We start from the raw sequence: 20,951 nt of genomic DNA on the forward strand, positions 1-20,951 counted from the left end.
CATGTCTTCCACCACGGTTCCGGACCGACATCCCGAAACCGGTTCCCCCGGCCGCCCGTCCCGCGGGCCGGCCCCCACCGGAACCCCGGCCGCCGCAACCCCGGCCACCGGGGACACGTCACCAACCCCCGCGTTCCGCCCCGACATCGAGGGCCTGCGCGCGGCGGCGGTACTCGCCGTGCTCGCCTTCCACGCCGAAATACCCGGCCTGGGCGGCGGGTTCGTCGGCGTGGACGTCTTCTTCGTCATCTCCGGCTACCTGATCACCGGACTGCTGGTCCGCGAGGCGGCCACCACCGGCCGCATCCGCCTCGGCGAGTTCTTCTCCCGCCGGGCCCGCCGGCTGCTGCCCTCGGCGGCCGTCGTCCTCGGCGCCACCGCCCTGGCGGCCGCCTGGCTCACCGTCCCGCTGCGCCGTACCGACCTCGAGTACGACGTCCTCGCCGCCGCGCTGTCCACCGCCAACTGGCGCTTCGTCTCCCTGCAGACCGACTACCTGGCCGCCGGCCGCGATCCGAGCCCGCTGCTGCACTTCTGGTCGCTCGCCGTGGAGGAGCAGTTCTACCTCGTCTGGGGTCCGCTGCTCGCGCTGATCGTCTTCGCGGTCCTCAGGATCTCCCGCCGGGGCCGGGCCGTGCGGTCGGCCGTCTTCACCGTCACCGCCCTGCTGACGTGCGGCTCCTTCCTGCTGGCGCTGCACTGGACGCACTCCTCCGTCTCCCTGGCCTACCTCGGGACACCCTCCCGCGCCTGGCAGTTCGGGGTCGGGGCGCTGCTGGCGCTGACCCCGTGGCACCGGCTGCGCGGCCTGCCGCCGATCCGCCTGCTGGGCGGCTGGGCCGGAGCCGCCGCCGTCGGATGGTGCGTGGTGCGCTACGACGCCGCCACGCCGTACCCCGGATACGCCGCGCTCCTGCCGACGCTCGCCACTGCCGCGATCATCCTGGCGGGCATCGGCACCAGCACCAGCACCAATGTCAGCGCCGGCACCGCGTACGGCGTCGGCCGCGTCCTCAGCGGCCGGATACCCCGGGCGATCGGCCGGCTCTCCTACACCCTCTACCTGTGGCACTGGCCGGTGCTCGTCCTCGCCGAAGCCCGGCTGGGCACGCTCGACTGGCCCGCCAGAACGGCGCTGACCGCCGCCGCCGCGCTCCCCGCCTGGGCCACGATGCGCTGGATCGAACAGCCGCTGCGCCGCAGCAGGACCGTCTCCGAGTTCCCGCGGCGCGGCTTCGCCCTGGGCACCGCCGCGGTCGTCCTGCCGGTGGTCCTGGCGCTGGTGGTCGGCACCGGAACGATGAACATGCTCGCGTCGGCCCCCGCGTTCGACCCGAAGGGGCTGCCTCCGGGCGCGGCCGACGGCAAGTCGCTGCTGGCGCGCACCGGCACCCCGCTCGGGGACGGCCCACCGCTGCCGGGCGCCGTCCAGGCCCGCAAGGACTTCCCGCCGGACGGCGCCTGCGAGGTGGCGCCCGCCGCCACCACCAGCCCGCCCTGCCTGTTCGGCGTGACCACGAGCCCGGACCGGATCGTCCTGCTCGGCGACTCGCACGCCGGCCAGTGGTTCTCCCCCCTGCTGGGCATCGCCGCCGAACGCGGCTGGGCGCTGCAGGAACTGGTGAAGCAGGGCTGCCCGCTGCCGCACCTGACGGTGCGCAACCCGCAGTTGGGGCGGACGTACACGGAGTGCGACACTTGGCGCGCGAACGCCCTGGCGCGGCTGCGCCAGGGACCGAAGCCCCGGCTGATCGTCGTGTCGTCCCTCAACCGCTACACCGACGACCAGGCGCTCCTGACCGCCGGCTGGGAGCGGACGCTGGCGCCGCTGCGCGCCCTCGGCGTGCCAGTCGTCCACCTCCAGGACACCCCCGTCCCCGGGACGGACATCCCGGCCTGCGTCTCCGGGCACACCCAGGACCCGGACGCGTGCGCTTTCGACCGCGCCGCAGCGCAGTGGCCCGATCCGCTCGCGGCCTCGGTCGCGGCCGGCCGGCTGCCGGGCGTGCGGACCGTCGAGGTGAACTCCGTGCTGTGCCCCGGAAAGGGCCCCACCTGCCCGGCGGTATTGGAACGGATCCTGCTGTACCGCGACGACGCGCACCTGACCAACGTCGCCGCCACCGTCCTGGCACCGCGGCTGAAACGGCTGCTCACGGACGCGGGAGCCCTCCCCAACTCCGGCGCGCTCCCCTCGGACCGCTGGACACAGCTGCTCAGGGACGAGTTCGACGGACCCGCCGGCAGCCGCCCGTCGGCCGCGAACTGGCAGTACGACCTCGGCACCTGCTACCCCGGCTGCCCGGCTCCCCAGTGGGGCACCGGGGAGATCGAGACCATGACCGACTCCACGGACAACGTCCGGCTGGACGGGAAGGGCGCGCTGGAGATCGTGCCCCGGCTGCGCAACGGGCGGTGGACCTCGGGCCGCATCGAGTCCAGACGCTCCGACTTCGCCCCGCCGCCCGGGGGCGTGCTCCGCATCGAGGCCGCGATCGCGCTGCCCGACGTCACCGGGCCCGCGGCGGCCGGCTACTGGCCGGCCTTCTGGACCCTGGGCTCCGGTCTGCGCGACGGCTTCACCGGCTGGCCGGCCATCGGTGAACTCGACGTCATGGAGAACGTCAACGGCCGCGACTCCGTCTTCGGCACCATGCACTGCGGCACCCTCGAAGGCGGCCCCTGCAAGGAGCCGCAGGGACTGGGCTCGGGCGACCGGCCCTGCCCCGAGTGCCGGACGGGCTTCCACACCTACGCCGTGGAGGTCGACCTGACCGCCGGTGCGGAACAGGTCCGCTGGTACCTCGACGGACGCGAGTTCCACAAGGTCAGCGCGGCGCAGATGGACGCGCAGACCTGGGACGCGGCCGTGCACCACGGCCTGTTCCTGATCCTGAACGTCGCCGTCGGCGGCAACCTGCCCACCGCGTTCGGCGCCGACGCGGGGCCGTCCACCGTCCCGGGCCACCCGATGCGGGTCCGGTACGTCGCCGTCTCGGCCCGAGGAGGCGCCCCCTCCTGACCGCGGCGGGCGCCCCGCGCACCCGCCGGCCCGCACGGACTCCCCCGTGCGGGCCGCGGCGCGTCGGGCTCCGCCGCCGCTGCCGCTGCCGGCGGGTCAGCTGGGGAACATGCCCGCGGTGGCGTTGACCCAGGTCCCGGTGATGGAGACACCGGCGTCGGAGGCGAGGAACGTCGCCAGTGCGGCGATGTCGGCGATCCGCGGCGAGCGCTTCGTCATCCGCATGCTGTCCAGGTGTCCGACCAGGCCCGCCACCGCGGCCTCGTCCATGCCGGGGGCGCCGGCGGCGGCCAGCTTCTCCGGGGTCAGGCTGTCGGCGACCCCGGCCGTCCAGATCCCGCAGACGCGGACGCCGGCCGGGCCGATCTCCTGGGCGAACTGGCGGATCAGCGCGTCCAGCGCGCCGTCGGCGGCGGCGGTGCCGCCCATCATCGGGCTGCCGTTGGCGGACCCGCTGTTCAGCGACAGGATCACCCCGGAGCCCTGCGGCACCATCCGGCGGGCGGCCGCCCGCGCGGTGATGAACTGGCAGGCGATGCCCTGGACGACCGGCCGGGTGTAGTCCTCCAGCGACATGTCCGTGAGCGGCACGCCCTGGAAGTCGCCCCGGGGCACGAGGTTGACGGAGACGTCGAGGCGGCCGGCCCGTTCGACGACCGACGCGGCGTGTGCCTCGACGGCCTGCTCGTCCCGGGCGTCGAGCACGTCGTACTCAGCACCCACCTCGGCCGCGGTCCGCTTCAGCGTGGCCTCCGTGCGGCCGGCGAGGAACACCCGCGCACCCGCCTCGGTGTAGGCCCTCGCGACACCCGCGCCCAGGGAACCGGCTCCGCCGTAGACGACCGCGACCTTGTTCTGCAGCATCATGCTCATTCCTTCGGTCAGGGGCGCCGAGCGCGCCCGTCATCCTGTACGACGCACCCGGGGCGGAAACTCATCGATCGCCGCGGCGCGGTGTCAGAGCGTCATCGGCAGCCCGAACGCCGGGAACAGGTGCGGCTCGAACGTGGTGATCTGGGCGATCCGCCCCTCCTCCACCCGCAGGACGTCGATCAGCTGGGCCCGGAAGACGCTGGTGCCGGGCCGCTGCAGGTAGCCGGCGACCGCGGGCTGGCCGTTGGCGTGCACGGGCAGGTGACGCCAGTACCCGGCGAACATCGGCGACGCCGGATCCAGGTTCGGCCGGACGAAGGCGAAGAGCGCGTCGCGGGTGGTGAACCAGAACGGGTTCGGCGGCATGGTCAGCACCGCGTCCTCGCGTACCAGCTCGGTCATCGCGTCGATGTCGCAGCGCGCGGCCGCCTCCATGTAGCTCTGCAGCAGCGCCAGGTCCGCGGCGCTCGGCTCCGCCGCACTCCAGTCCTCGCGCCGTCCCGGCAGCGCCTCGCGCAGCGCTGACCGGCCGCGCTGCACGGCGCTGTTGGCGGAGGCGAGGCTGGAGCCCAGCAGGTCGGCGGTCTCCTGGGCGGACCATCCGGCCACGTCGCGCAGGATCACCGCCGCCCGCTGCCGGGGCGGGAGCTGCTGGATCGCGGTCAGGAAGACCAGCTCCAGGGTCTCGCTCGCCACCGCCTGCTCGTCCGGCTCGTGCTGCGGGGCGGGGGTCTCGGGCAGCTGGTCGTCGGGGAACGGCTGGAGCCACGGCAGCCGCGGCGGCGGGGGTCCGTCGCCGGAGTCCATGCCCGGGACCGGCTCGTACACGGTCGGGCGGCGGTTGTTCCTGCGGAGGAAGTCCAGGCAGGCGTTGGTGGTGATCCGGTAGAGCCAGGCCCGGGGGTTGTCCACGGCGGCGAGCGTCTCCCGGGCCCGCCAGGCCCGCAGGAAGGCCTCCTGGGTGAGGTCCTCCGCCTCGTCGTACGAACCGAGCAGGCGGTAGCAGTGGGCCCGCAGCTCCCGGCGGTGCTCCTCGGTGAGGGCGGCGAAGGCCTCCTCGGTGAGCGCCACGGGACGCGTCACGCCATGCGTCGGATCAGGACGCGTCACGGGATTCGTCACGCCGTCGGGTGTGACGTTTTCCGCGGCCGCCGCCGGCGAAGGCTCCGGTGTCTCCTCGCGTGCCTGCCGGGCCAGCCGGCGGAGCTGGGCGAACCGCGGGGAGAGCGACTCGACGTCGGCGTGGAAGGCGGGCGCGGGGTCCAGCCGCAGCCGCCGCACCCGGTCCGCGATCTCCGTGACCAGTTCCCGCGCCGGGACCCCGGCCGGCTGCCGCCGCTCCCGGTAGGCGCGCTGCCGGCACGCCTGGGAGCAGTACACCGCGGTCCTCCCGGACCGCCCGCCGGCCACGATCGGCTCCCCGCAGACCTGACACTTCTCCGTCATGACCCACACCCTAAGGACCCGGCCCGCTCCCCCGCCGCACCTCCCCGCCCGGACCGGCGCCTCCTCCCCCGACCGGCGCCGCCCCGGGGGCCGCCCTCGTCGCCGCGCCCTCTAAGGTGCTCGAATGAGTTCGCAGGGATATCTCGCAGACCTGTTCTCGCTGGACGGCCGTGTCGCCGTGGTGACCGGCGGCAGCTCCGGCATCGGCCGCGCCATCACCGGGGCGCTGGCCCGCGCCGGGGCGCGGGTCGTGGTGGTGGCCCGCAGGGAGGCGGAGCTGGCCGGCACGGTCGACGAGTTGACCGACGACGGCTGCCGGGCCGCCTGGGTCAGCGCCGACCTGTCCACCGGCGACGGAGTGCGGGCGGCGGCCGACGCGGCGGCCGCGGTGTTCGGGGAGCCGGACATCCTCGTCAACAGCGCCGGGATCAACCTGCGGCCGCCGCTGGAGGAGCTGGACGACGCGGTGTGGGACGCCACGATGGCGGTGAACCTGAAAGCCCCCCACCTGCTGGGACAGCGGTTCGGCCCGGGCATGGCCGAGCGGGGCTTCGGGCGCATCATCCACATCACCTCCCAGCAGGCGCACCGGGCGTTCGTCCAGAGCGGCGCCTACGGCGTCTCCAAGGGCGCCCTGGAATCGCTGGCCCGGTCGCAGGCCGAGGCGTGGTCGCCGCACGGCGTCACCTGCAACACCCTCGTGCCGGGGTTCGTGATGACGCCGCTCAACGCCCGGCTGTCGTCGGACCCCGAGAAGGTCGCGGCGCTGGCCGCGCGCACGATGGTGGGACGCAACGGCCTGGCCGAGGACTTCGCGGGCGCCGCGGTGTTCCTGGCGAGCCGCGCCTCCGCCTACGTCACGGGGCAGGCGATCTTCGTCGACGGCGGTATGTCCGTGCACTGACGGCCCTGCCGGGGCGGAACGCGGCGGTGAACGGGGGGCGCCCCGCCCTCGTCCGCCGCCGCCCGCCGCACCTCAGATCCAGCCGTCGAGCGAGGCCATGAAGCCGTCGAAGTCGTCACGGTGGATGCAGTGCCCGGCGCCCTCGACCGTGCGGATCTCGAACCCGTTCTCCCGGAGCTCCCGCGCGCTCTCCGGGCTGACGCACAGGCTCGGGTCGGCCAGTTGCACCAGCGACGGCACGACCGCGCTCGCCGGCAGGTACCCGAGGGCGGTGCCGTTCTCGGTGACCGCGAAGAACTCCCGGTCGAACAGGGCGAAGCCGGCCAGTTCGGCGGCGACGTCGGCGTCCGACCAGCGCGGATTCATCGTCCGTACGCTGTCGGCGGACGCGCTCTCCACGAGGTCCAGCATGAACCGCGTCGCCTCCGGCGGCAGGTCCCCCACCCGGAACCCGGGGTCCGAGTAGACCGCGCGCCTCGGCCGCAGCCGGTCGGCGGCGAGCGCGAGGGACAGGCCGCCGAGCGAGTGGCCGATGGCGAGATCCGCCCCGGTCGGCAGGTTCTCCACCAGGTCGTCGGCGAGCAGTTCCGCCCGGTACTCGCCCCGCGGGCTGCGGCCGTGCCCGCGCAGGTCCGGGGCGATGACCCGGTAGCCGCGGAGGATCAGTTCCTCCTCCACGGCGTGCCAGGTGCGGTGGTCCGACATGCCCCCGTGGACGAGCAGCGCGACCTTGTCGCCGTTGCCCCGCTCATGGACGTTGAGCTGCATGGTTCTCCTGCCCCGGGCCTTCTCCGACCCTTGTAGTTACACGTGTCACTCACACGCTACACCCACCCGTCGGCGACCACGCGCGGCCCCACCCCGGAGCCCCAACCACCGCAACCAGCGAGGCCGTTGGTGCTTGACAGCGCACAGGGCCCCGAGGATCCTGTCTTACTGTCGTAGGACAATAGGAGAACGCAAGTGATCGAGTTCGTGCTCGACGGCCGCTCGCGGGTGGCCACCTATATGCAGCTGGTCCTCCAGGTGAAGCAGTCGCTGCGGGTCGGCCTGCTGGAGCCGGGAGACCAGCTGCCCAAGGTGCGCTCGGTGGCCCAGTCACTGGCGATCAACCCGAACACGGTGCTGAAGGCCTATCGGGAGCTGGAGATCGAAGGGCTGGCGGAGGGCAGGCCCGGCGTGGGCACCTTCATCGTGCGCACGCTGGCGGGGCCGTCGCTGGTCAACCAGGCCGAACTGCGCGAGGACCTGGTGGCCTGGCTCCGCAAGGCCCGGGCCGCCGGCCTGCCCCGCGACGACATCGCCGCCCTCGTCGACACCACCATGCGCGCCACGCTCGACGACCCGGCATCCAAGGACCCCTCGTGAACGAAGTAGGAGCACACATGACGGACACGGCGTTGGAGACCGACGCCCTGGGCAAGCGCTACGGGCGCTCCTGGGCGCTGCGCGACTGCTCCCTGCGGCTGCCGGCCGGACGGATCGCGGCCCTGGTCGGGCCGAACGGGGCGGGCAAGTCCACGCTGCTGCACCTGGCGGTGGGCCTGCTGCGGCCGGACGCCGGACGGGTGAGCGTCTTCGGCCAGGACCCGCGCGACAACCCCGCGGTGCTGGCCGACATCGGCTTCGTCGCCCAGGACACCCCGCTCTACAACGACTTCACCACCACCGACCTGATCACGCTGGGCGGCAAGCTCAACCGCCGCTGGGACGCCGCCCTCGCCCGCGACCGGTTCGCCCAGCTCGACCTCCCCTCGAACAAGCCGGTCGGCCGGCTGTCCGGCGGCCAGCGCGCCCAGGTCGCCCTGGCGCTGGCGCTCGCCAAACGGCCCCGGCTGCTGCTCCTCGACGAGCCCATCGCCGCCCTGGACCCGCTGGCGCGCCACGAGTTCATGCAGACGCTGATGGGCGCGGTCGGCGAGACCGAGACCACCGTGCTGCTCTCCTCGCACCTGCTGACCGACCTGGAGCGCACCTGCGACTACCTGGTCGTGCTGCAGACCGCGCAGGTCCAACTGGCCGGCTCCGTCGACGACCTGCTCGCCGAGCACCGGACCTGGGTCGGCCCGCGCACCGCCGCCGACGCGGTTCCCGACGGTGCGCAGGTCATCCGCTCCAGCCACACCGATCGGCAGTCCACCCTGCTCGTGCGCACCCAGGGCCGTCCGCCGGGCGACCTGGCGTGGTCCGAGCACGAGGTGACCCTCGAAGACCTCGTCCTGGCCTACCTCACCGCCGCCGCCCGCCCGGCCCGCACTCCGATGGATGTGACCGCATGATCTGGCTCACCTGGCGCCAGCACCGCAAGCAGGCCCTGTTCACCGCGATCGCCCTCGCCCTGCTCGCCGCCCTCCTGATCCCCACCGGCCTGCGCATGCACCACGCCCTGGACGACTCAGGCCTGGCCGACTGCCTGTCCGAGCTGGGTCCGGCCGAACTCGTGGCGAACAACGACTGCCAGAAGCTCAGCACGCAGTTCTCCAACCAGTTCTCCGCGATGCCCTTCGTCAGCGTGCTGTTCGTGATGCTGCCGCTGCTGGTGGGGCTGTTCTTCGGGGCCCCGCTGATAGCCCGCGAGGTCGAACACGGCACCCACCGGTTCGTCTGGACGCAGGGCGTCAGCCGCCGGCAGTGGGCGCTGGCGAAGTTCGGTCTGATCGGCGCCGCCACGACGCTGCTCGCCGTCGGGTACGCACTGGGCGTCTCGTGGTGGGCCGAGCCGCTGGCCACCATGGGCAACGGCCGGTTCACGTACATCATCTTCGACGTGCAGGGCATCGCGCCGATCGGCTACACCCTGTTCGCAGTGGCCCTGGGCATCTTCGCCGGCACCGTCTGGCGCAAGGTGGTGCCCGCCATGGCGGTCACCCTCGGCGGGTTCCTCGTCGTCCGGCTCGGCATCGAACTGCTGGCCAGGATGCACTACATGGCGCCGCGCACCCTCACCTACGCCGTCACCGGCAACCTGCAGCCGAACCCCGCGCGCAGCAACTGGGTCGCCGCCATGGGCGTGCGCGACGCCGGGGGCAAGCTGGTCCTGAGCGGCAGCCAGACGGGCTGCCCGCCGGTCGGGGCCAAGGCGGCCCCGGGGATGCCCGACGCCGACGCGTGCCTGAACCAGATGGGCCTGGGACGCCGCGCCTACAACTGGCAGCGCTACCAGCCCGGTGACCGCTTCTGGACGTTCCAGTGGATCGAGACGGGCATCTTCGTCGCCCTGGCCGCCCTGCTGGTCCTCCTCGCCGTCCGCCGCATCAGCCGCGTCGCCTGACCGGGCGGCGAGCGCCGGGCCGGCGGGACGGGCCGGCGCTCGGGGCGACGGCCCTCAGGAGGACGTCCCGTACCAGGTGGCGGTCGCCGCCGCCCGCTCGCGCAGACGGTCGCGCAGCCACTGCGGGGCCAGCGCCTGCGCGTTCGTGGCGAGCTGCCACAGGGCCCACTCGGCATGCCGCGCGTCCTGGAACGTCACCTCCAGCCGCGGCCACCCGTCGGCCCCGGCCTCCTCCGCCCCGGCCTCCCCCTCCGCGGCGCGGACGGTCAGCGCGGTGCCGGCCAGTTCCTCCCGCCGCGCCGGGTCCACCCGCACCAGCACGGTGACCTGGTCGCCGCCGGTCCGGAAGCGCCGGCTGCGCTCCTGCCAGGCCCGGTCCAGGTCGACCCGCTCCGGCCGCTGGGCCGGCCGGTCCAGTTCCTCGGCGGCCAGCACCCGCGCGAGCCGGTAGGTGCGGTCCGCGCCGGACCGCGTGGCCAGCAGATAGCCCTGGCCGCGCACGGTGACCAGGCCGATCGGGTCCACCTCGCGCCACACCGGGGCCCGGTCCACCGCCGCGTAGCGGATGCGCAGCTTGTGGCCGGCGAACACCGCGCGCCGGATCTCGCCGACCACCGCGTCCGGCACCTCCTCGGCCACCAGCCGCCGTGCGAGGAGGTCGGTCTCCGGTTCGACGAGCAGGCGCTGCGCCGCACCGGCCGCGGTCGCCCGGTAGCTCGCGGGCAGGGCGTCGACCACCTTGCGCATGGCCGAGGCGAGCGCCGAGCCGAGGCCGAACGCCTGCGCGCCGCGCCGCGATCCGGCGACCAGCAGGGCGAGTGCCTCGTCGTGGTTGAGTCCGGTCAGCTCGGTCCGGAAGCCGGGCAGCAGCTCGAACCCGCCGTGCCGACCGCGTTCGGCGTAGACCGGGACACCCGACGCGGACAGCGCGTCGATGTCGCGCAGCACGGTGCGGGTGGACACCTCCAGCTCGCGGGCGAGCGTGGCCGCGGACATGCGGCCGTGCTGCCGCAGCAGCAGAACCAGGGAGACCAGCCGATCGGCGCGCATGCGACGACAGTACGGAAATACATGACACACCGTGTCGTGAATGGTTGCGAGGCTTCAGCACGACCTACGCACGACAACAGCCGCATCGCACACGAGAGGTGACCCGTATGGCACACGCCATCGCCAACCCGGACGGCCTGCACGACCCGGTCCCGTTCGGCTACAGCCACACCGCCTCCGTCCCCGCGGGGACGGAACTGGTGCTCATCGCGGGCCAGTACGGATCGGGCCCGGACGGGGCGGTCGTCTCGGCCGACTTCGCCGAGCAGGTCGCGCAGACGTTCCGCAACATCGGTGTCGCGCTGGCCGCCCACGGGCTCGACCTCGGCCATGTCGTCCAGCTCAGGACGTACGTGGTGGACCATGACGTGAGCAGGCTGGGGCCGATCGCCGGGGCCGTACGGGAGGGCTGGGGCACCAACCCGCCCCCGCAGACCCTCATCGGTGTCGCGAGCCTGGCCACGCCCGACGTGCTGTTCGAGGTCGAGGCGGTCGCCGCCCGGTCCTGACGCGCCGCCGGCCGCCCGGACCGCCCGGTGGGCGGGCCCCTGCGCCCGCCCACCGGGCGGTCGGCGTCAGCCGCGCTCGTAGCGCAGGAGGACGACGCCGTTGCCGAAGGCCCGGGTCTCGCGCAGCCGCAGGGTCCTTCTCGTGTCCGCCACGGGGAACAGCGGCTTGCCCCGGCCGATGGTGACCGGATGGACGTAGACGCGGTACTCGTCGACCAGGTCGAGCCGCAGGAACGTCGCCGCCAGGTCGGCGCCGCCGACCGCCAGGTCTCCGCCGGGCGCGGCCCGCAGCGCCCGGATGTCGTCGACGACCACGTCCCGCTCGATCGTGGTGTTCCACTCCGCCCGCTCCAGGGTCCGGGAGTAGACGATCTTCGGAATGTCCCGCCAGATGCGGGCGAACTCCGCCATGACCGGGGAGCTCTCGGGGTCCTTGTCGGCGGTCGGCCAGAAGTCGGCCATCAGCTCGTAGGTGACCCGCCCGCTCAGGAGGGCGCCCAGGGCCCGGATCTCGTCGTTGAAGTGCTGGTGCAGCTCGTCGTCGACCTGGTGCCAGCCGATGTCGCGCTCCGGCCCCTCGATGTACCCGTCCAGGGAGACCGACATCATCAGGATGACTTTGCGCATCGCGGATCCTCGCGCCGACGTCAGCAGGGCAGCAGCGTTCGCGCGGCATGCGGTGACCGCACCTCCGCGGCGCCGACTCTACGCCGCCGGCTCCGTGCCGTCACCGGACGCGCCCGACCCGGACCGGGGGCGCCCTCCCCGGACGGCCGGAACCGAACGGCGTCCGCTCCGGCGGATATCGCTCGCGCGTACGAGGGGCGTGCCGGTGCCTGATGCCCGGGCCGTCCCGTGCACTCGGTGGGGTGAAGGGCGGGCACAGGGGATTGCCTGGCCGGGGCGGGGGTCGTTGGTCGAGGCGTGACAGTGATCCAGGAGTTCGGGGTTCCGACCGGCCGACGGCGGCGCGGGGCGGGCGACGACGCAGCTGAAGAATCGCTTCTTCTGATGGACGAACCCCCGATCTACGCCGCACTCGTCCGGCAGTGGCACCAGGGCGGGCGCATACTGCCCGGCCAGAACGACCGTGAGTGGTCCGCGCTGGTGGCCGCCGTCCCGGGGACCCGCGGTCACTGACCCGAGCGGGATGCCGGACTTCCCCCCGGCATCCCGCAACCGGCATCCCGCGACCGGCGTCTCGTGACCAGCACCTCGCAAACCGTCCGCCCGCGCGGTCGCACGCGCCCGCCCGCCCGTGAGGGCGAGGGCCGCCGGCCTCAGCCCGCCTTGATCATGTCGGCGCACTTCTCGCCGATCATCATCGTCGTGATGCACGGATTGACCGCCGGCAGGAACGGCATCACCGAGGCGTCCGCCACCCGCACCCCGGTCACGCCCTTGACCCGCAGCTGCGGGTCGAGGGGCGAGTCGGGGTCGCCGGTCGCGCCCATCCGCACGGTGCCCGCCGGGTGGTAGACCGTGTTGTGGGTCTTGCGGATGTAGTCCAGCAGCTCCTCGTCGGACTTCGCCGCGGGCCCGGGGGCCAGCTCCGCACCCGCCCAGTCGGCCATCGGGGACTGCGCGACGATCTCCCGCGCGAGACGCAGCCCGTGCGTCATCACCCGCACGTCGTGCTCGTCGGTGAAGTAGCGCGGGTCGACGCGCGGCTTGTCACGGGAGTCCCGGGTCCGCAGCCTGACGGTGCCCGTCGAGCGGGCCCGGGTGACGTTCGGGGTCAGGCAGAAGGCGTTCTCGGTCGTCGGGTAGCCGTGGCGGTAGGTGTTCATGTCGAACGGCACCTGGCCGTAGTGGAACATCAGGTCCGGCCGGTCCAGGCCCTCCTGGGTGTCGGTGAAGATGCCGATCTCCCACCACTGGGTGGAGGTGGTGACCATGGGCCGCTTCGCCTCCCACATCACCAGGCCCTCCGGGTGGTCCTGGAGGTGCGAGCCGACGCCGGGGGAATCGACCAGGACGTCCACGCCGGAGTCCTTGAGGTGCTCGGCCGGGCCGATGCCCGACAGCATCAGCAGCTTGGGCGAGTCGATGGCCCCGCAGGCGACGATCACCTCGCGCCGCGCCCCGACCGCCAGGGTGTGGATGGTGTCGGGTGCCAGGTACTCCACTCCCGTGCAGCGCTTGTTCCGGTCGAACGCCAGCCGCTTGGCCTGCAGGCCGGTGCGGACCTCGAGGTTGGGCCGCTTGCCCATGATCGGGTGCAGGTACGACACCGACGCGGAGGAACGCGTGCCGTCCTCCCGGGCGTTGATCTGGAACCAGTGCGCGCCGCGCACCACCGTGGTGCCGGTGTTGAACGGCGTGGTGGGGATCCCGGCCGCCGCGCACGCCTCCAGCAGCGCCCTGCCGCACGGGTCGTTCGGCGGGACGGTGCGCAGCGTGACCGGGCCCGAGCGGCCGTGGTGGTCGCCGGGCGCGTCGTTGGTCTCCAGCCGCTGGTAGAGCGGGAAGCAGTCCGCGGCGCTCCAGCCGGTGCAGCCCAGCGCCCCCCACTCGTCGAGGTCCTCCGCCGGTGCCCAGAAGGCGATGCAGGAGTTGTGCGACGAGCAGCCGCCGAGCACCTTCGCCCGGGCGTGGCGCATGTAGCTGTTGCCGTTCTCCTGCGGCTCCACCGGGTAGTCCCAGTCGTAGCCGGACTCCAGCAGCCCCATCCACTGGTCGAGTCGCAGGATGTTGTCGTCGCCGACGTCCGAGGGGCCGGCCTCCAGCACGCAGACGGTGACGTCCGGGTCCTCGGTCAGCCGTGCGGCCACCACCGCGCCGGCCGTGCCGCCGCCGACGACGACGTAGTCGAACTCGTCCATGTCAGTTCTTCCTCGTTTCGCGGTCCGTGCTCACAGTGCGGGGGTGCCGAAGGCGTGCTCGGACAGCACGCCGGTCTTCTTGCGCTGGACGAACCAGTAGTAGGCGAAGCCGCCGACCGCGACGGCGCTCACGAACAGGACGCCGCCCCAGCGCAGGTACCAGTGCTGCGGGCCGGTGGCGTTGTAGACCTCGGCGCGCGGCCACAGCAGGTTGATCGTCATCGCGGTGCCCCAGAGCACCGCGAGGACGTTGACCGGCAGGCCCCAGCGGCCGAGGGAGAAGTTCTCGGTCGACGGCGTCCATCCGCCGCGCAGCCGCTGCACCAGCATCGGCAGGGTGACCATGAGGTACGCGATGTAGATCATGATGATGGCGATGCTGGTGACGACCGAGAAGATCTGCGGCTGGTTGATGTTGACGACCAGGATGGCGATCGCGACGAGCCCGATCACGCAGGTGGCCAGCACCGGTGTCTGGAACCGCGGGTGCAGCTTGGCGAGCTTGGAGCCGGCCGGCAGGTTGTTGTCGCGGGCCATGGCGAAGGCCAGTCGCAGCCCGGCGGTCTGCACCGACAGCGCGCACACCGTGATCGCGATGACGACGCACCACAGCACGGCCTGGCCGATCGTCTCGCCCAGCGCGGCCTTCACCACGTACTGCAGCCCGTCCACGGAGAGTTCCTTGGCGTGCAGGTCCGGGGTGGCCAGCAGCGCGAAGAGCAGGATCAGCCCGCCGAGGACGAAGGACGCGACGAGGGCGCGCAGGATGGCCCGCGGCGCGTTGCGGGCCGGGTCGATGGACTCCTCGCCGAGCGAGGACGCGGTGTCGAAGCCGTACATCACGTAGGCCGAGGCGAGCGAGGCGGTCAGGAACGCCCCGAAGTAGCCGAGCGACTGGCCCTGGCCGAGCCCGTCGGTGTGCATGATGGCGCTCGGGCCGCGGGTGATGTGCGCGGCGAGCAGGATGATCAGGACGACCGCGGCGATCAGCTCGATGAAGACGCCGGTGGAGTTGATGGTGGCCATCAGCTTCACGCCGAAGGCGTTGATGACGGTGGTGAAGACGATCAGGATCGTGCCCAGCAGGACGGCGTTGGCGGCCGCGTCGTACTTGCCGGTGCCGTCGCCGATGACCTGGAAGATGCTGGAGATCTGCGGGAGTGTCAGCTGGTAGGCCAGCGCCACCGCGGCCAGCGACACCATGGTCGCGACCGTCATCATCCAGCCCGCCAGCCATCCGACGTGCGGGCCGCCGGTCTGCTTGGCCCAGTTGTAGACCGAGCCCGCGACGGGGAAGCGCGCGGCCAGTTCGCAGAAGCACAGCGCCACCATCAGCTGGCCGACGAAGACCATCGGCCAGGACCACCAGTAGGCGGGGCCGCCGAAGCTGACGCCGAAGTAGAAGAGCTGGAAGGTGCCGGTGAGGATGGAGATGTAGCTGATGCCCGCGGCGAAGGTGTGGAAGTTGCCGAGTGTGCGCTTGAGCCCGGGCTTGTACCCGAGCTCGGTGAGCGCCGCGTCGCTGTCCACCTCCGCGCCGGCGGCGGGCGGAGCCGCCCGGCCGGAGTCGCTCATTCGAACCACCGCTGCGGGCGCGCGGCGGTGTTGCGCCAGATGTGCTTGGCCTCCTGGTACTCGGCCAGTCCGGCCGGACCCAGCTCCCGGCCGATACCGGACTGCTTCATGCCGCCCCACTCGGCCTGCGGCACGTAGGGGTGGAAGTCGTTGATCCACACGGTGCCGGCACGGAGCCGGGCGGCCACCCGGTGCGCGCGTTCGCCGTCCTGCGTCCAGACCGCCCCGGCCAGGCCGTAGACGGTGGCGTTGGCGAGCGCGATCGCCTCGGCCTCGTCACGGAACCGCTCGACGGTCAGTACCGGCCCGAACGACTCGTCCTGGATCACGGACATGTCGGCGGTGCACTCGTCCAGCACGGTCGGCGGGTAGTAGTAGCCGTCGGCCAGCGCCGGGTCGTCGGGGCGGGCGCCGCCGCAGCGCAGCACCGCGCCCTCCTCGATGCCGGCCGCGACGTACGCCTCGACCTTCTCCCGGTGCGCGGCCGAGATCAGCGGGCCGGTGCGGGCGTCCTCGTCGAAGGGGCCGCCGAGCCGGATCTCCCGGGCCCGCCGCACCACCTCGTCGACGAACCGGTCGTGCAGCTCGTCCTGGACCAGCAGCCGGGCGCCGGCCGAGCAGACCTGCCCGGAGTGCAGGAAGACCGCCATCAGGGCGTAGTCGACGGCGGTGTCGAACTCGGCGTCGGCGAAGACAATGTTGGGGTTCTTGCCGCCCAGTTCCAGGGCGATCTTCTTCACGGTGGGGGCCGCGGCGGCCATGATGCGCCGTCCGGTGACCAGGCCGCCGGTGAAGGAGACCAGGTCCACGCGCTCGTCGGTGCTGAGCGGCGCTCCCGCGACGGCTCCGGCTCCGAGGACGAGGTTGGCGGCGCCGTCGGGCAGGCCGGCCTCCTTCAGCAGCCCCATCAGGAGGATGGCGGTGTGCGGGGTCAGCTCGCTGGGCTTGAGCACGAAGGTGTTGCCGGCGGCCAGCGCCGGGGCCACCTTCCAGGCGGTCTGCAGCAGCGGGTAGTTCCACGGGGTGATCAGTGAGCAGACGCCGACCGGCTCGTGCACGATCCTGCTGTCGGTCTCCGGGTTGCCGGTGTCGACGACCCGGTCGGTGCCGCCCGCGGCGGCCAGGTTGCCGAAGTAGCGGAAGCAGTTGGCGATGTCGGCCATGTCGTACTCGCTCTCGACCAGCCGCTTCCCGGTGTCGAGGGATTCGGCGCGGGCGAAGGCGGCGCTGTCGCGTTCCAGCAGGTCCGCGACGCGCAGCAGCAGCCGTCCGCGCTCGGCGGCCGGGGTGCCGGGCCAGGGCCCGTGGTCGAACGCCTCGCGGGCGGCGCCCACCGCGGCGGCCGCGTCCTCGGGCCCCGCCTCGTCCACGGTGGCGACCAGTTTGCCGTCCGCCGGACAGCGGATCTCGCGCACCTGCCCCGCGGAGGCGGCGGTCCACTGGCCGCCGATGAACAGCTCCGGCATGAAGGCTCCTGTGCGATTCGTGATGGGCTGTACGGTCTGGTGACGGTCTGTTACCCGACACTAAGGCGGCCGCCCGGTCGCCGCAGCACACGCGCGGCCAACCGGACGGCATCCCTCCGCGTACCTCTCCACGAATCGGGAAAGCATGCACACCCGTTCGGGTCAATGCGGCGGCCCCGCCGCGGACCCGTTCAGGCGTGCTGCGGGGCCTCGTCCTTGAGCATCCCGCGCACCCCGTCGCGCAGTTCGGGGCCGTCCGTGTGCCCGTGGACCGACACGGCGTGCTCGGTCGCGGCGCGGACGACCTCCTCCTCCTCACCGGCGATGGTCAGCGTGCACCCGGATTCACTGGGCATGTCCCGGCAGTCGGCGACCTTGCGCATGACAGACCTCCACTCCGCCCGTGGGCGCCGCGCCGCCGGCCCGCGAGCGCCGGGCGGGCGCTGGGCGACGGCCGCACGGCAGGCGCTGGGGCTCTTTAGCACAAATATAGGCATTTCTACTGAAGAGCACCAGGTTGCGACGTTCTCAGGAGTCGAGCCAGTGCCGCCGGCCGAGGCTGATGACCCGCAGCTGGCGGCGGGCGGTGGAGGCGATGCGCTCCTCGTCCTCCGGCGCGGCCTCCAGGAACTGCGACGCGGTCGTCACCATGTGGTCCACGTACAGCTCCGCGAGCATCCGCAGGTCGTCCGCCGTCCAGCCCTCGGAGGCGGGCTGCAGGGCCAGGCCGGCGGCCACCTCATCGGCGAAGTGCCGCAGCTGCAGGGCGATGGCCTCGCGGACCGGGCGGACACCGCCGTGCCGCTCGCGGGCGATGAAGCGGATGTGCGGCCGGTGGTCGAGGACGTGGCCGGCGATGATCTCGACCGTGCGGTCGATCAGCCGGTCCGGATCCCGCTGCTCGGCCATCGCCGCCCGGATCACCGAGTGCAGGCTGCCGAGCGACTCCTCGACCAGGACCACGCCGAGATCCGACAGGTCGCGGAAGTGCCGGTAGAAGGCGGTGGGCGAGACGCCCACGGCACGGGTGACCTCGCGCAGCCCGAGGCTGCTCAGGTTCTGGTGCTCCAGCAGGCCCAGCGCGGCATCCAGCAGGGCCTGGCGGGTCTGCTGTTTACGGGCCTGACGGACGCCGGTGGTGTGACTCATGTCATTCAGTAAACAGGTGTTCTCTCAATTACGCCAGGATAGACTCCTACTCAGTGAACAGTTGTTACCCGAACTTCCCAACTCCCGAAGGGGGAACCGCAAATGAGCCTCGTCGTACTCCTCGTGGCCATGGGCGTCCTGATGGGCGCGGCCGCGCACGCCTCGCTGTCGGTCTTCACCGTCGCCTCGGCGCTGATCGTCGCCTGGCTGCTGGCCTTCGGCGTCCGCGAGGGCATCGCCCGCGTCCGGAACCACCGCTGACCGGCGCGGCCACCGCGACCGTCCCGCGCCACACCGTCCAGCAAGGGGGAAACACCATGAACGCCCAGCTCACCTCGTCCACCACCCGCCACCCCGCCCGCGAGCGCAGGGACGCCGACGGCATGGCCGTCGCCTCCTTCCTGCTCGGACTGCCGGGCCTGCTCGTCCTCAACCTCGTGCTCGGCCCCTGCGCCATCGCGCTGGCCTGCACCGCGCTCGCCAAGGGCACCCAGCGCCGCGGCCGCGCCCTGCTCGGCCTCGCCCTCGGCATCGCCGACCTCGTCATCCTGGTCGTCACGACGGTCGCCAACGACGGCGTGCTCTGGCAGTTCTGACGCCCCCGCCGGCCGCCGGCCCCCGGCGGCCGACCGCCCCGCGTCCGCACCCCGCCCCGCCTCGCCCCGCCTTCGCCCCACCGGCCGCGAATCCTCGTGCAGACATCTAGGCGTACCGACTGGTCGGTACTACCCTCTGGCCACGCCCCTCGCAGGCGCTACCGCTCGGCACATCCGTATCCAGGAGGAGCCGCATGGCCACGCCCCCGTCGCTGCACGACGACGCCAATGCCGTCCCCGAGCCTCCCAGCAGCCCCGAACCCGGCCTGGCCGCGCGCCTGTGGCGCCGCGACCTGCCGCACTACCCGGCCACCGGCCCCCGCATGGCCTACCTGGCGATCGTCGTGATCACCACCGTCGTCCTGTACTACATGCTCTACATCCAGTACGCGGTCGCCACGTCGATCATCGAGCACTTCCACATGACGTACACCTACTTCATCTGGGTCTCGGTCGTCGGCAACGCGGTGGGGGCCTTCGCCTCCCTGGCCGCCGGCCTCGCGGACCGCTGGGGACGGGCCAACATGGTCGTCTACGGACTGCTGATCGCCGGGCTGCTGGTCCTGTTCGGACTGCCCAACGCCTCCTCCAAGAGCGTGTACCTGGTCCTCTTCACCCTGGTGAGCTTCATCGAGGGCGTCGTCCTGGTCGCCACCCCCGCGCTGATCCGCGACTTCTCCCCCCAGCTCGGGCGGGCCACCGCCATGGGGTACTGGACGATGGGCCCGGTGATCGGCAGCCTCGTCGTCACCACGGTCACCAGCCACACCCTCGACACCGCCGGCTGGCAGGACGAGCTGCGCTACTCCGGCGCCGCCGGCCTCGGCGTCTTCGTCATCGCGCTCTTCGCACTGCGCGAGCTCTCCCCCGCGCTGCGCGACCAGATCATGGTCAGCCTGCGGGACCGCACCCTGATCGAGGCCCGCGCCAAGGGCCTGGACGTCCAGGCCGTCCAGCAGGGCCACTGGCGCCAGATGCTGCGGCTGGACGTCGTCGGCTCGGCGTTCGCCATCAGCGTCTTCCTGCTGCTGTACTTCGCCGCCGTCGGGAACTTCGTCGTCTACTTCGCGACCGTCTTCGGCTACACCGAGCAGCGCGCCAACGCGGTGGCCAACTGGTACTGGGCCGCGAACGCCATCGCCCTGGTGGTGGCCGGCCTGCTCTCGGACCGCCTGCGGGTGCGCAAACCGTTCATGGTCGTGGGCGCGCTCGGCTCGATCGCGGTCACCGCCGCGTTCGCGACGCGCGCCACCCACCCGGGCACCGACTACTACACGTTCGCCTGGCTCTTCGTCGGCATCGGCGTCTTCGCCGGGCTCGCCTACGCGCCGTGGATGGCGAGCTTCACCGAGACGGTCGAGAACCACAACCCGGCGGCCACCGCCACCGGCCTGGCCGTCTGGGGCTGGATCATCCGGGCCGTCGTCGCCGTCTCGGCCGCGTTCATCCCGGTCCTCGTCACCGCCGTCACCCCACTGGTCGACCACGGCACGGAGGTGCGGGTGGCGCAGGCCCAGGCCGCCCCGGCCCTCGCCATCGTCGGCGCCCACCAGGAACTCTTCGCCGAACTCGGCAAGTTCCCGCCGACCGCGATCCCGCCGGACCTCACCGCTCGCGCGGTGCGGGAGGTCGGCCCGGCCGACCTCGCGGTGGTCCAGAAGGCGCAGCCGCAGCTGCAGCTGCTGCGGGAGTACGGGCCCAAGGTCCAGAAGGCCGCCGAGGACGGCCCCGGGCAGTGGCGCACCTGGTGGTGGGTGTGCGTGGGCGGCCAGGTGCTCTTCCTGCCGTTCATCTTCGTGATGGCCGGGCGGTGGAGTCCGAAGAAGGCCAAGGAGGACGCCGAGGCGCACCGCCTCGCCGTCGACCGCGAGCTGGCGGCCCTCACGGCGGAACGCGCCTGACGGCAGACGTCCCCGTCCGCGGCACCGGACCTCCGGTGCCGCGGACGGGGACGGATACGGGAACGGGTCAGTCGACCCGCCGGTAGGTGGCGCCGTCCCTCGTCCGGGCCAGGAAGCCGCCCTCCACCAGATAGCGCCGCAGCGCCGAGCTGTCCTCGTGCACCGTGAGCAGCGCCTCGTTGATCTCGCGCTCGACGTACGCGCGGTCCCGCTCGAAGAGCGTCCGCGTCAGGTGGACGAGCAGCTGCTCACGACGGGCGGCCTTGCGCGGGATGGCCACCAGCCTCCCCCGCGAGAACAGGTCGGACACCCCTCGCGTGCTGCTGTGTTCGTTGTCGGACATGCCCAGAACCCTCCTCCCCCG

21 protein-coding genes are annotated in these 20,951 nt (G+C 72.7%); 10 read left to right on the plus strand and 11 right to left on the minus strand.

Going from position 1 to position 20,951, the window contains the following annotated elements; genetic code table 11:
- Nucleotide 1: 1 nt before the first annotated feature.
- Complete coding sequence (locus ABZ721_RS26415; protein WP_358791188.1) at nt 2–3,022, plus strand: SGNH hydrolase domain-containing protein; 3,021 nt, start codon at nt 2–4, stop codon at nt 3,020–3,022.
- Between the two features lie 96 nt (nt 3,023–3,118).
- Here the strand turns inward: ABZ721_RS26415 and ABZ721_RS26420 are convergent, their stop codons facing one another.
- A complete protein-coding gene (locus ABZ721_RS26420) occupies nt 3,119–3,889 on the minus strand; it encodes an SDR family oxidoreductase (RefSeq protein WP_358791189.1) in 771 nt (256 codons plus the stop codon).
- Between the two features lie 90 nt (nt 3,890–3,979).
- Nucleotides 3,980–5,341: an RNA polymerase subunit sigma-70 gene (locus tag ABZ721_RS26425; protein ID WP_358791190.1), complete on the minus strand. Its 1,362-nt coding sequence runs from the start codon at nt 5,339–5,341 to the stop codon at nt 3,980–3,982.
- A gap of 124 nt (nt 5,342–5,465) precedes the next feature.
- Here ABZ721_RS26425 and ABZ721_RS26430 point away from each other — a divergent pair, with 124 nt between their 5' ends.
- Nucleotides 5,466–6,245, plus strand: coding sequence for an SDR family oxidoreductase (locus ABZ721_RS26430; RefSeq protein ID WP_358791191.1), 780 nt, complete (start codon nt 5,466–5,468; stop codon nt 6,243–6,245).
- Between the two features lie 72 nt (nt 6,246–6,317).
- On the opposite strand, the gene ABZ721_RS26435 is transcribed toward ABZ721_RS26430, so the two are convergent.
- Nucleotides 6,318–7,013, minus strand: coding sequence for an alpha/beta hydrolase (locus ABZ721_RS26435; RefSeq protein ID WP_358791192.1), 696 nt, complete (start codon nt 7,011–7,013; stop codon nt 6,318–6,320).
- A 195-nt stretch (nt 7,014–7,208) separates the two neighbouring features.
- Here ABZ721_RS26435 and ABZ721_RS26440 point away from each other — a divergent pair, with 195 nt between their 5' ends.
- The 3 genes from ABZ721_RS26440 to ABZ721_RS26450 are packed head-to-tail and all read left to right on the plus strand — an operon-like array spanning nt 7,209 to nt 9,516.
- Nucleotides 7,209–7,613, plus strand: coding sequence for a GntR family transcriptional regulator (locus tag ABZ721_RS26440; RefSeq protein ID WP_358791193.1), 405 nt, complete (start codon nt 7,209–7,211; stop codon nt 7,611–7,613).
- Between the two features lie 17 nt (nt 7,614–7,630).
- A complete protein-coding gene (locus tag ABZ721_RS26445; RefSeq protein WP_358791194.1) occupies nt 7,631–8,524 on the plus strand; it encodes an ABC transporter ATP-binding protein in 894 nt (297 codons plus the stop codon).
- A complete protein-coding gene (locus tag ABZ721_RS26450) occupies nt 8,521–9,516 on the plus strand; it encodes an ABC transporter permease subunit (RefSeq protein ID WP_358791195.1) in 996 nt (331 codons plus the stop codon). The genes ABZ721_RS26445 and ABZ721_RS26450 overlap by 4 nt, the downstream gene beginning before the upstream one ends.
- Nucleotides 9,517–9,570: 54 nt before the next feature.
- Here the strand turns inward: ABZ721_RS26450 and ABZ721_RS26455 are convergent, their stop codons facing one another.
- Entirely contained in the window at nt 9,571–10,566 is a 996-nt protein-coding gene (locus ABZ721_RS26455) for a WYL domain-containing protein (RefSeq protein ID WP_358791196.1), read from the minus strand.
- Between the two features lie 107 nt (nt 10,567–10,673).
- Between ABZ721_RS26455 and ABZ721_RS26460 the strand changes: the two genes are divergently transcribed.
- Nucleotides 10,674–11,075 carry a RidA family protein gene (locus ABZ721_RS26460; RefSeq protein ID WP_358791197.1) on the plus strand — a complete coding sequence of 134 codons (402 nt, stop codon included), beginning with the start codon at nt 10,674–10,676 and terminating at the stop codon, nt 11,073–11,075.
- 66 nt (nt 11,076–11,141) lie between these two features.
- Here ABZ721_RS26460 and ABZ721_RS26465 read toward each other — a convergent pair whose 3' ends face one another.
- Nucleotides 11,142–11,702 (minus strand): dihydrofolate reductase family protein, encoded by a 561-nt coding sequence (locus ABZ721_RS26465; RefSeq protein ID WP_358791198.1) that lies wholly within the window; start codon nt 11,700–11,702, stop codon nt 11,142–11,144.
- Nucleotides 11,703–12,086: 384 nt separating this feature from the next.
- Here ABZ721_RS26465 and ABZ721_RS26470 point away from each other — a divergent pair, with 384 nt between their 5' ends.
- A complete protein-coding gene (locus ABZ721_RS26470) occupies nt 12,087–12,215 on the plus strand; it encodes a hypothetical protein (protein ID WP_358791199.1) in 129 nt (42 codons plus the stop codon).
- Between the two features lie 140 nt (nt 12,216–12,355).
- On the opposite strand, the gene ABZ721_RS26475 is transcribed toward ABZ721_RS26470, so the two are convergent.
- From ABZ721_RS26475 to ABZ721_RS26495, 5 genes are all read right to left on the minus strand, one after another.
- Nucleotides 12,356–13,900: a GMC oxidoreductase gene (locus ABZ721_RS26475; RefSeq protein ID WP_358791200.1), complete on the minus strand. Its 1,545-nt coding sequence runs from the start codon at nt 13,898–13,900 to the stop codon at nt 12,356–12,358.
- A gap of 30 nt (nt 13,901–13,930) precedes the next feature.
- The gene (locus tag ABZ721_RS26480; RefSeq protein WP_358791201.1) at nt 13,931–15,475 is read right to left on the minus strand and encodes an APC family permease; all 1,545 of its coding nucleotides are present in this window, start codon (nt 15,473–15,475) and stop codon (nt 13,931–13,933) included.
- Entirely contained in the window at nt 15,472–16,941 is a 1,470-nt protein-coding gene (locus ABZ721_RS26485) for an aldehyde dehydrogenase family protein (RefSeq protein ID WP_358791202.1), read from the minus strand. The genes ABZ721_RS26480 and ABZ721_RS26485 overlap by 4 nt, the downstream gene beginning before the upstream one ends.
- A gap of 191 nt (nt 16,942–17,132) precedes the next feature.
- Complete coding sequence (locus ABZ721_RS26490) at nt 17,133–17,324, minus strand: DUF1059 domain-containing protein (protein ID WP_358791203.1); 192 nt, start codon at nt 17,322–17,324, stop codon at nt 17,133–17,135.
- 145 nt (nt 17,325–17,469) lie between these two features.
- The gene (locus tag ABZ721_RS26495) at nt 17,470–18,090 is read right to left on the minus strand and encodes a TetR family transcriptional regulator (RefSeq protein ID WP_358791204.1); all 621 of its coding nucleotides are present in this window, start codon (nt 18,088–18,090) and stop codon (nt 17,470–17,472) included.
- Nucleotides 18,091–18,192: 102 nt separating this feature from the next.
- Here ABZ721_RS26495 and ABZ721_RS26500 point away from each other — a divergent pair, with 102 nt between their 5' ends.
- The 3 genes from ABZ721_RS26500 to ABZ721_RS26510 all read left to right on the plus strand — a co-directional run bounded on the left by ABZ721_RS26500 (nt 18,193) and on the right by ABZ721_RS26510 (nt 20,587).
- Complete coding sequence (locus ABZ721_RS26500; RefSeq protein ID WP_358791205.1) at nt 18,193–18,351, plus strand: hypothetical protein; 159 nt, start codon at nt 18,193–18,195, stop codon at nt 18,349–18,351.
- 56 nt (nt 18,352–18,407) lie between these two features.
- Entirely contained in the window at nt 18,408–18,686 is a 279-nt protein-coding gene (locus ABZ721_RS26505) for a DUF4190 domain-containing protein (protein ID WP_358791206.1), read from the plus strand.
- Nucleotides 18,687–18,880: 194 nt separating this feature from the next.
- Nucleotides 18,881–20,587 carry an MFS transporter gene (locus ABZ721_RS26510; protein ID WP_358791207.1) on the plus strand — a complete coding sequence of 569 codons (1,707 nt, stop codon included), beginning with the start codon at nt 18,881–18,883 and terminating at the stop codon, nt 20,585–20,587.
- Between the two features lie 67 nt (nt 20,588–20,654).
- Here the strand turns inward: ABZ721_RS26510 and ABZ721_RS26515 are convergent, their stop codons facing one another.
- Complete coding sequence (locus ABZ721_RS26515) at nt 20,655–20,930, minus strand: DUF2087 domain-containing protein (protein WP_358791208.1); 276 nt, start codon at nt 20,928–20,930, stop codon at nt 20,655–20,657.
- Nucleotides 20,931–20,951: the final 21 nt, after the last annotated feature.

Source organism: Streptomyces sp. NPDC006733 (assembly GCF_040636125.1).
Taxonomy (GTDB): Bacteria; Actinomycetota; Actinomycetes; order Streptomycetales; family Streptomycetaceae; genus Actinacidiphila.

Bases quoted from the DNA above. Each gene is read 5' to 3' on its own strand.
- ABZ721_RS26415 (WP_358791188.1), top strand. From the start codon at position 2: ATGTCTTCCACCACGGTTCCGGACCGACATCCCGAAACCGGTTCCCCC.
- ABZ721_RS26420 (WP_358791189.1), bottom strand. From the start codon at position 3,889: ATGATGCTGCAGAACAAGGTCGCGGTCGTCTACGGCGGAGCCGGTTCC.
- ABZ721_RS26425 (WP_358791190.1), bottom strand. From the start codon at position 5,341: ATGACGGAGAAGTGTCAGGTCTGCGGGGAGCCGATCGTGGCCGGCGGG.
- ABZ721_RS26430 (WP_358791191.1), top strand. From the start codon at position 5,466: ATGAGTTCGCAGGGATATCTCGCAGACCTGTTCTCGCTGGACGGCCGT.
- ABZ721_RS26435 (WP_358791192.1), bottom strand. From the start codon at position 7,013: ATGCAGCTCAACGTCCATGAGCGGGGCAACGGCGACAAGGTCGCGCTG.
- ABZ721_RS26445 (WP_358791194.1), top strand. From the start codon at position 7,631: ATGACGGACACGGCGTTGGAGACCGACGCCCTGGGCAAGCGCTACGGG.
- ABZ721_RS26450 (WP_358791195.1), top strand. From the start codon at position 8,521: ATGATCTGGCTCACCTGGCGCCAGCACCGCAAGCAGGCCCTGTTCACC.
- ABZ721_RS26455 (WP_358791196.1), bottom strand. From the start codon at position 10,566: ATGCGCGCCGATCGGCTGGTCTCCCTGGTTCTGCTGCTGCGGCAGCAC.
- ABZ721_RS26460 (WP_358791197.1), top strand. From the start codon at position 10,674: ATGGCACACGCCATCGCCAACCCGGACGGCCTGCACGACCCGGTCCCG.
- ABZ721_RS26465 (WP_358791198.1), bottom strand. From the start codon at position 11,702: ATGCGCAAAGTCATCCTGATGATGTCGGTCTCCCTGGACGGGTACATC.
- ABZ721_RS26470 (WP_358791199.1), top strand. From the start codon at position 12,087: ATGGACGAACCCCCGATCTACGCCGCACTCGTCCGGCAGTGGCACCAG.
- ABZ721_RS26475 (WP_358791200.1), bottom strand. From the start codon at position 13,900: ATGGACGAGTTCGACTACGTCGTCGTCGGCGGCGGCACGGCCGGCGCG.
- ABZ721_RS26480 (WP_358791201.1), bottom strand. From the start codon at position 15,475: ATGAGCGACTCCGGCCGGGCGGCTCCGCCCGCCGCCGGCGCGGAGGTG.
- ABZ721_RS26485 (WP_358791202.1), bottom strand. From the start codon at position 16,941: ATGCCGGAGCTGTTCATCGGCGGCCAGTGGACCGCCGCCTCCGCGGGG.
- ABZ721_RS26490 (WP_358791203.1), bottom strand. From the start codon at position 17,324: ATGCGCAAGGTCGCCGACTGCCGGGACATGCCCAGTGAATCCGGGTGC.
- ABZ721_RS26495 (WP_358791204.1), bottom strand. From the start codon at position 18,090: ATGAGTCACACCACCGGCGTCCGTCAGGCCCGTAAACAGCAGACCCGC.
- ABZ721_RS26500 (WP_358791205.1), top strand. From the start codon at position 18,193: ATGAGCCTCGTCGTACTCCTCGTGGCCATGGGCGTCCTGATGGGCGCG.
- ABZ721_RS26505 (WP_358791206.1), top strand. From the start codon at position 18,408: ATGAACGCCCAGCTCACCTCGTCCACCACCCGCCACCCCGCCCGCGAG.
- ABZ721_RS26510 (WP_358791207.1), top strand. From the start codon at position 18,881: ATGGCCACGCCCCCGTCGCTGCACGACGACGCCAATGCCGTCCCCGAG.
- ABZ721_RS26515 (WP_358791208.1), bottom strand. From the start codon at position 20,930: ATGTCCGACAACGAACACAGCAGCACGCGAGGGGTGTCCGACCTGTTC.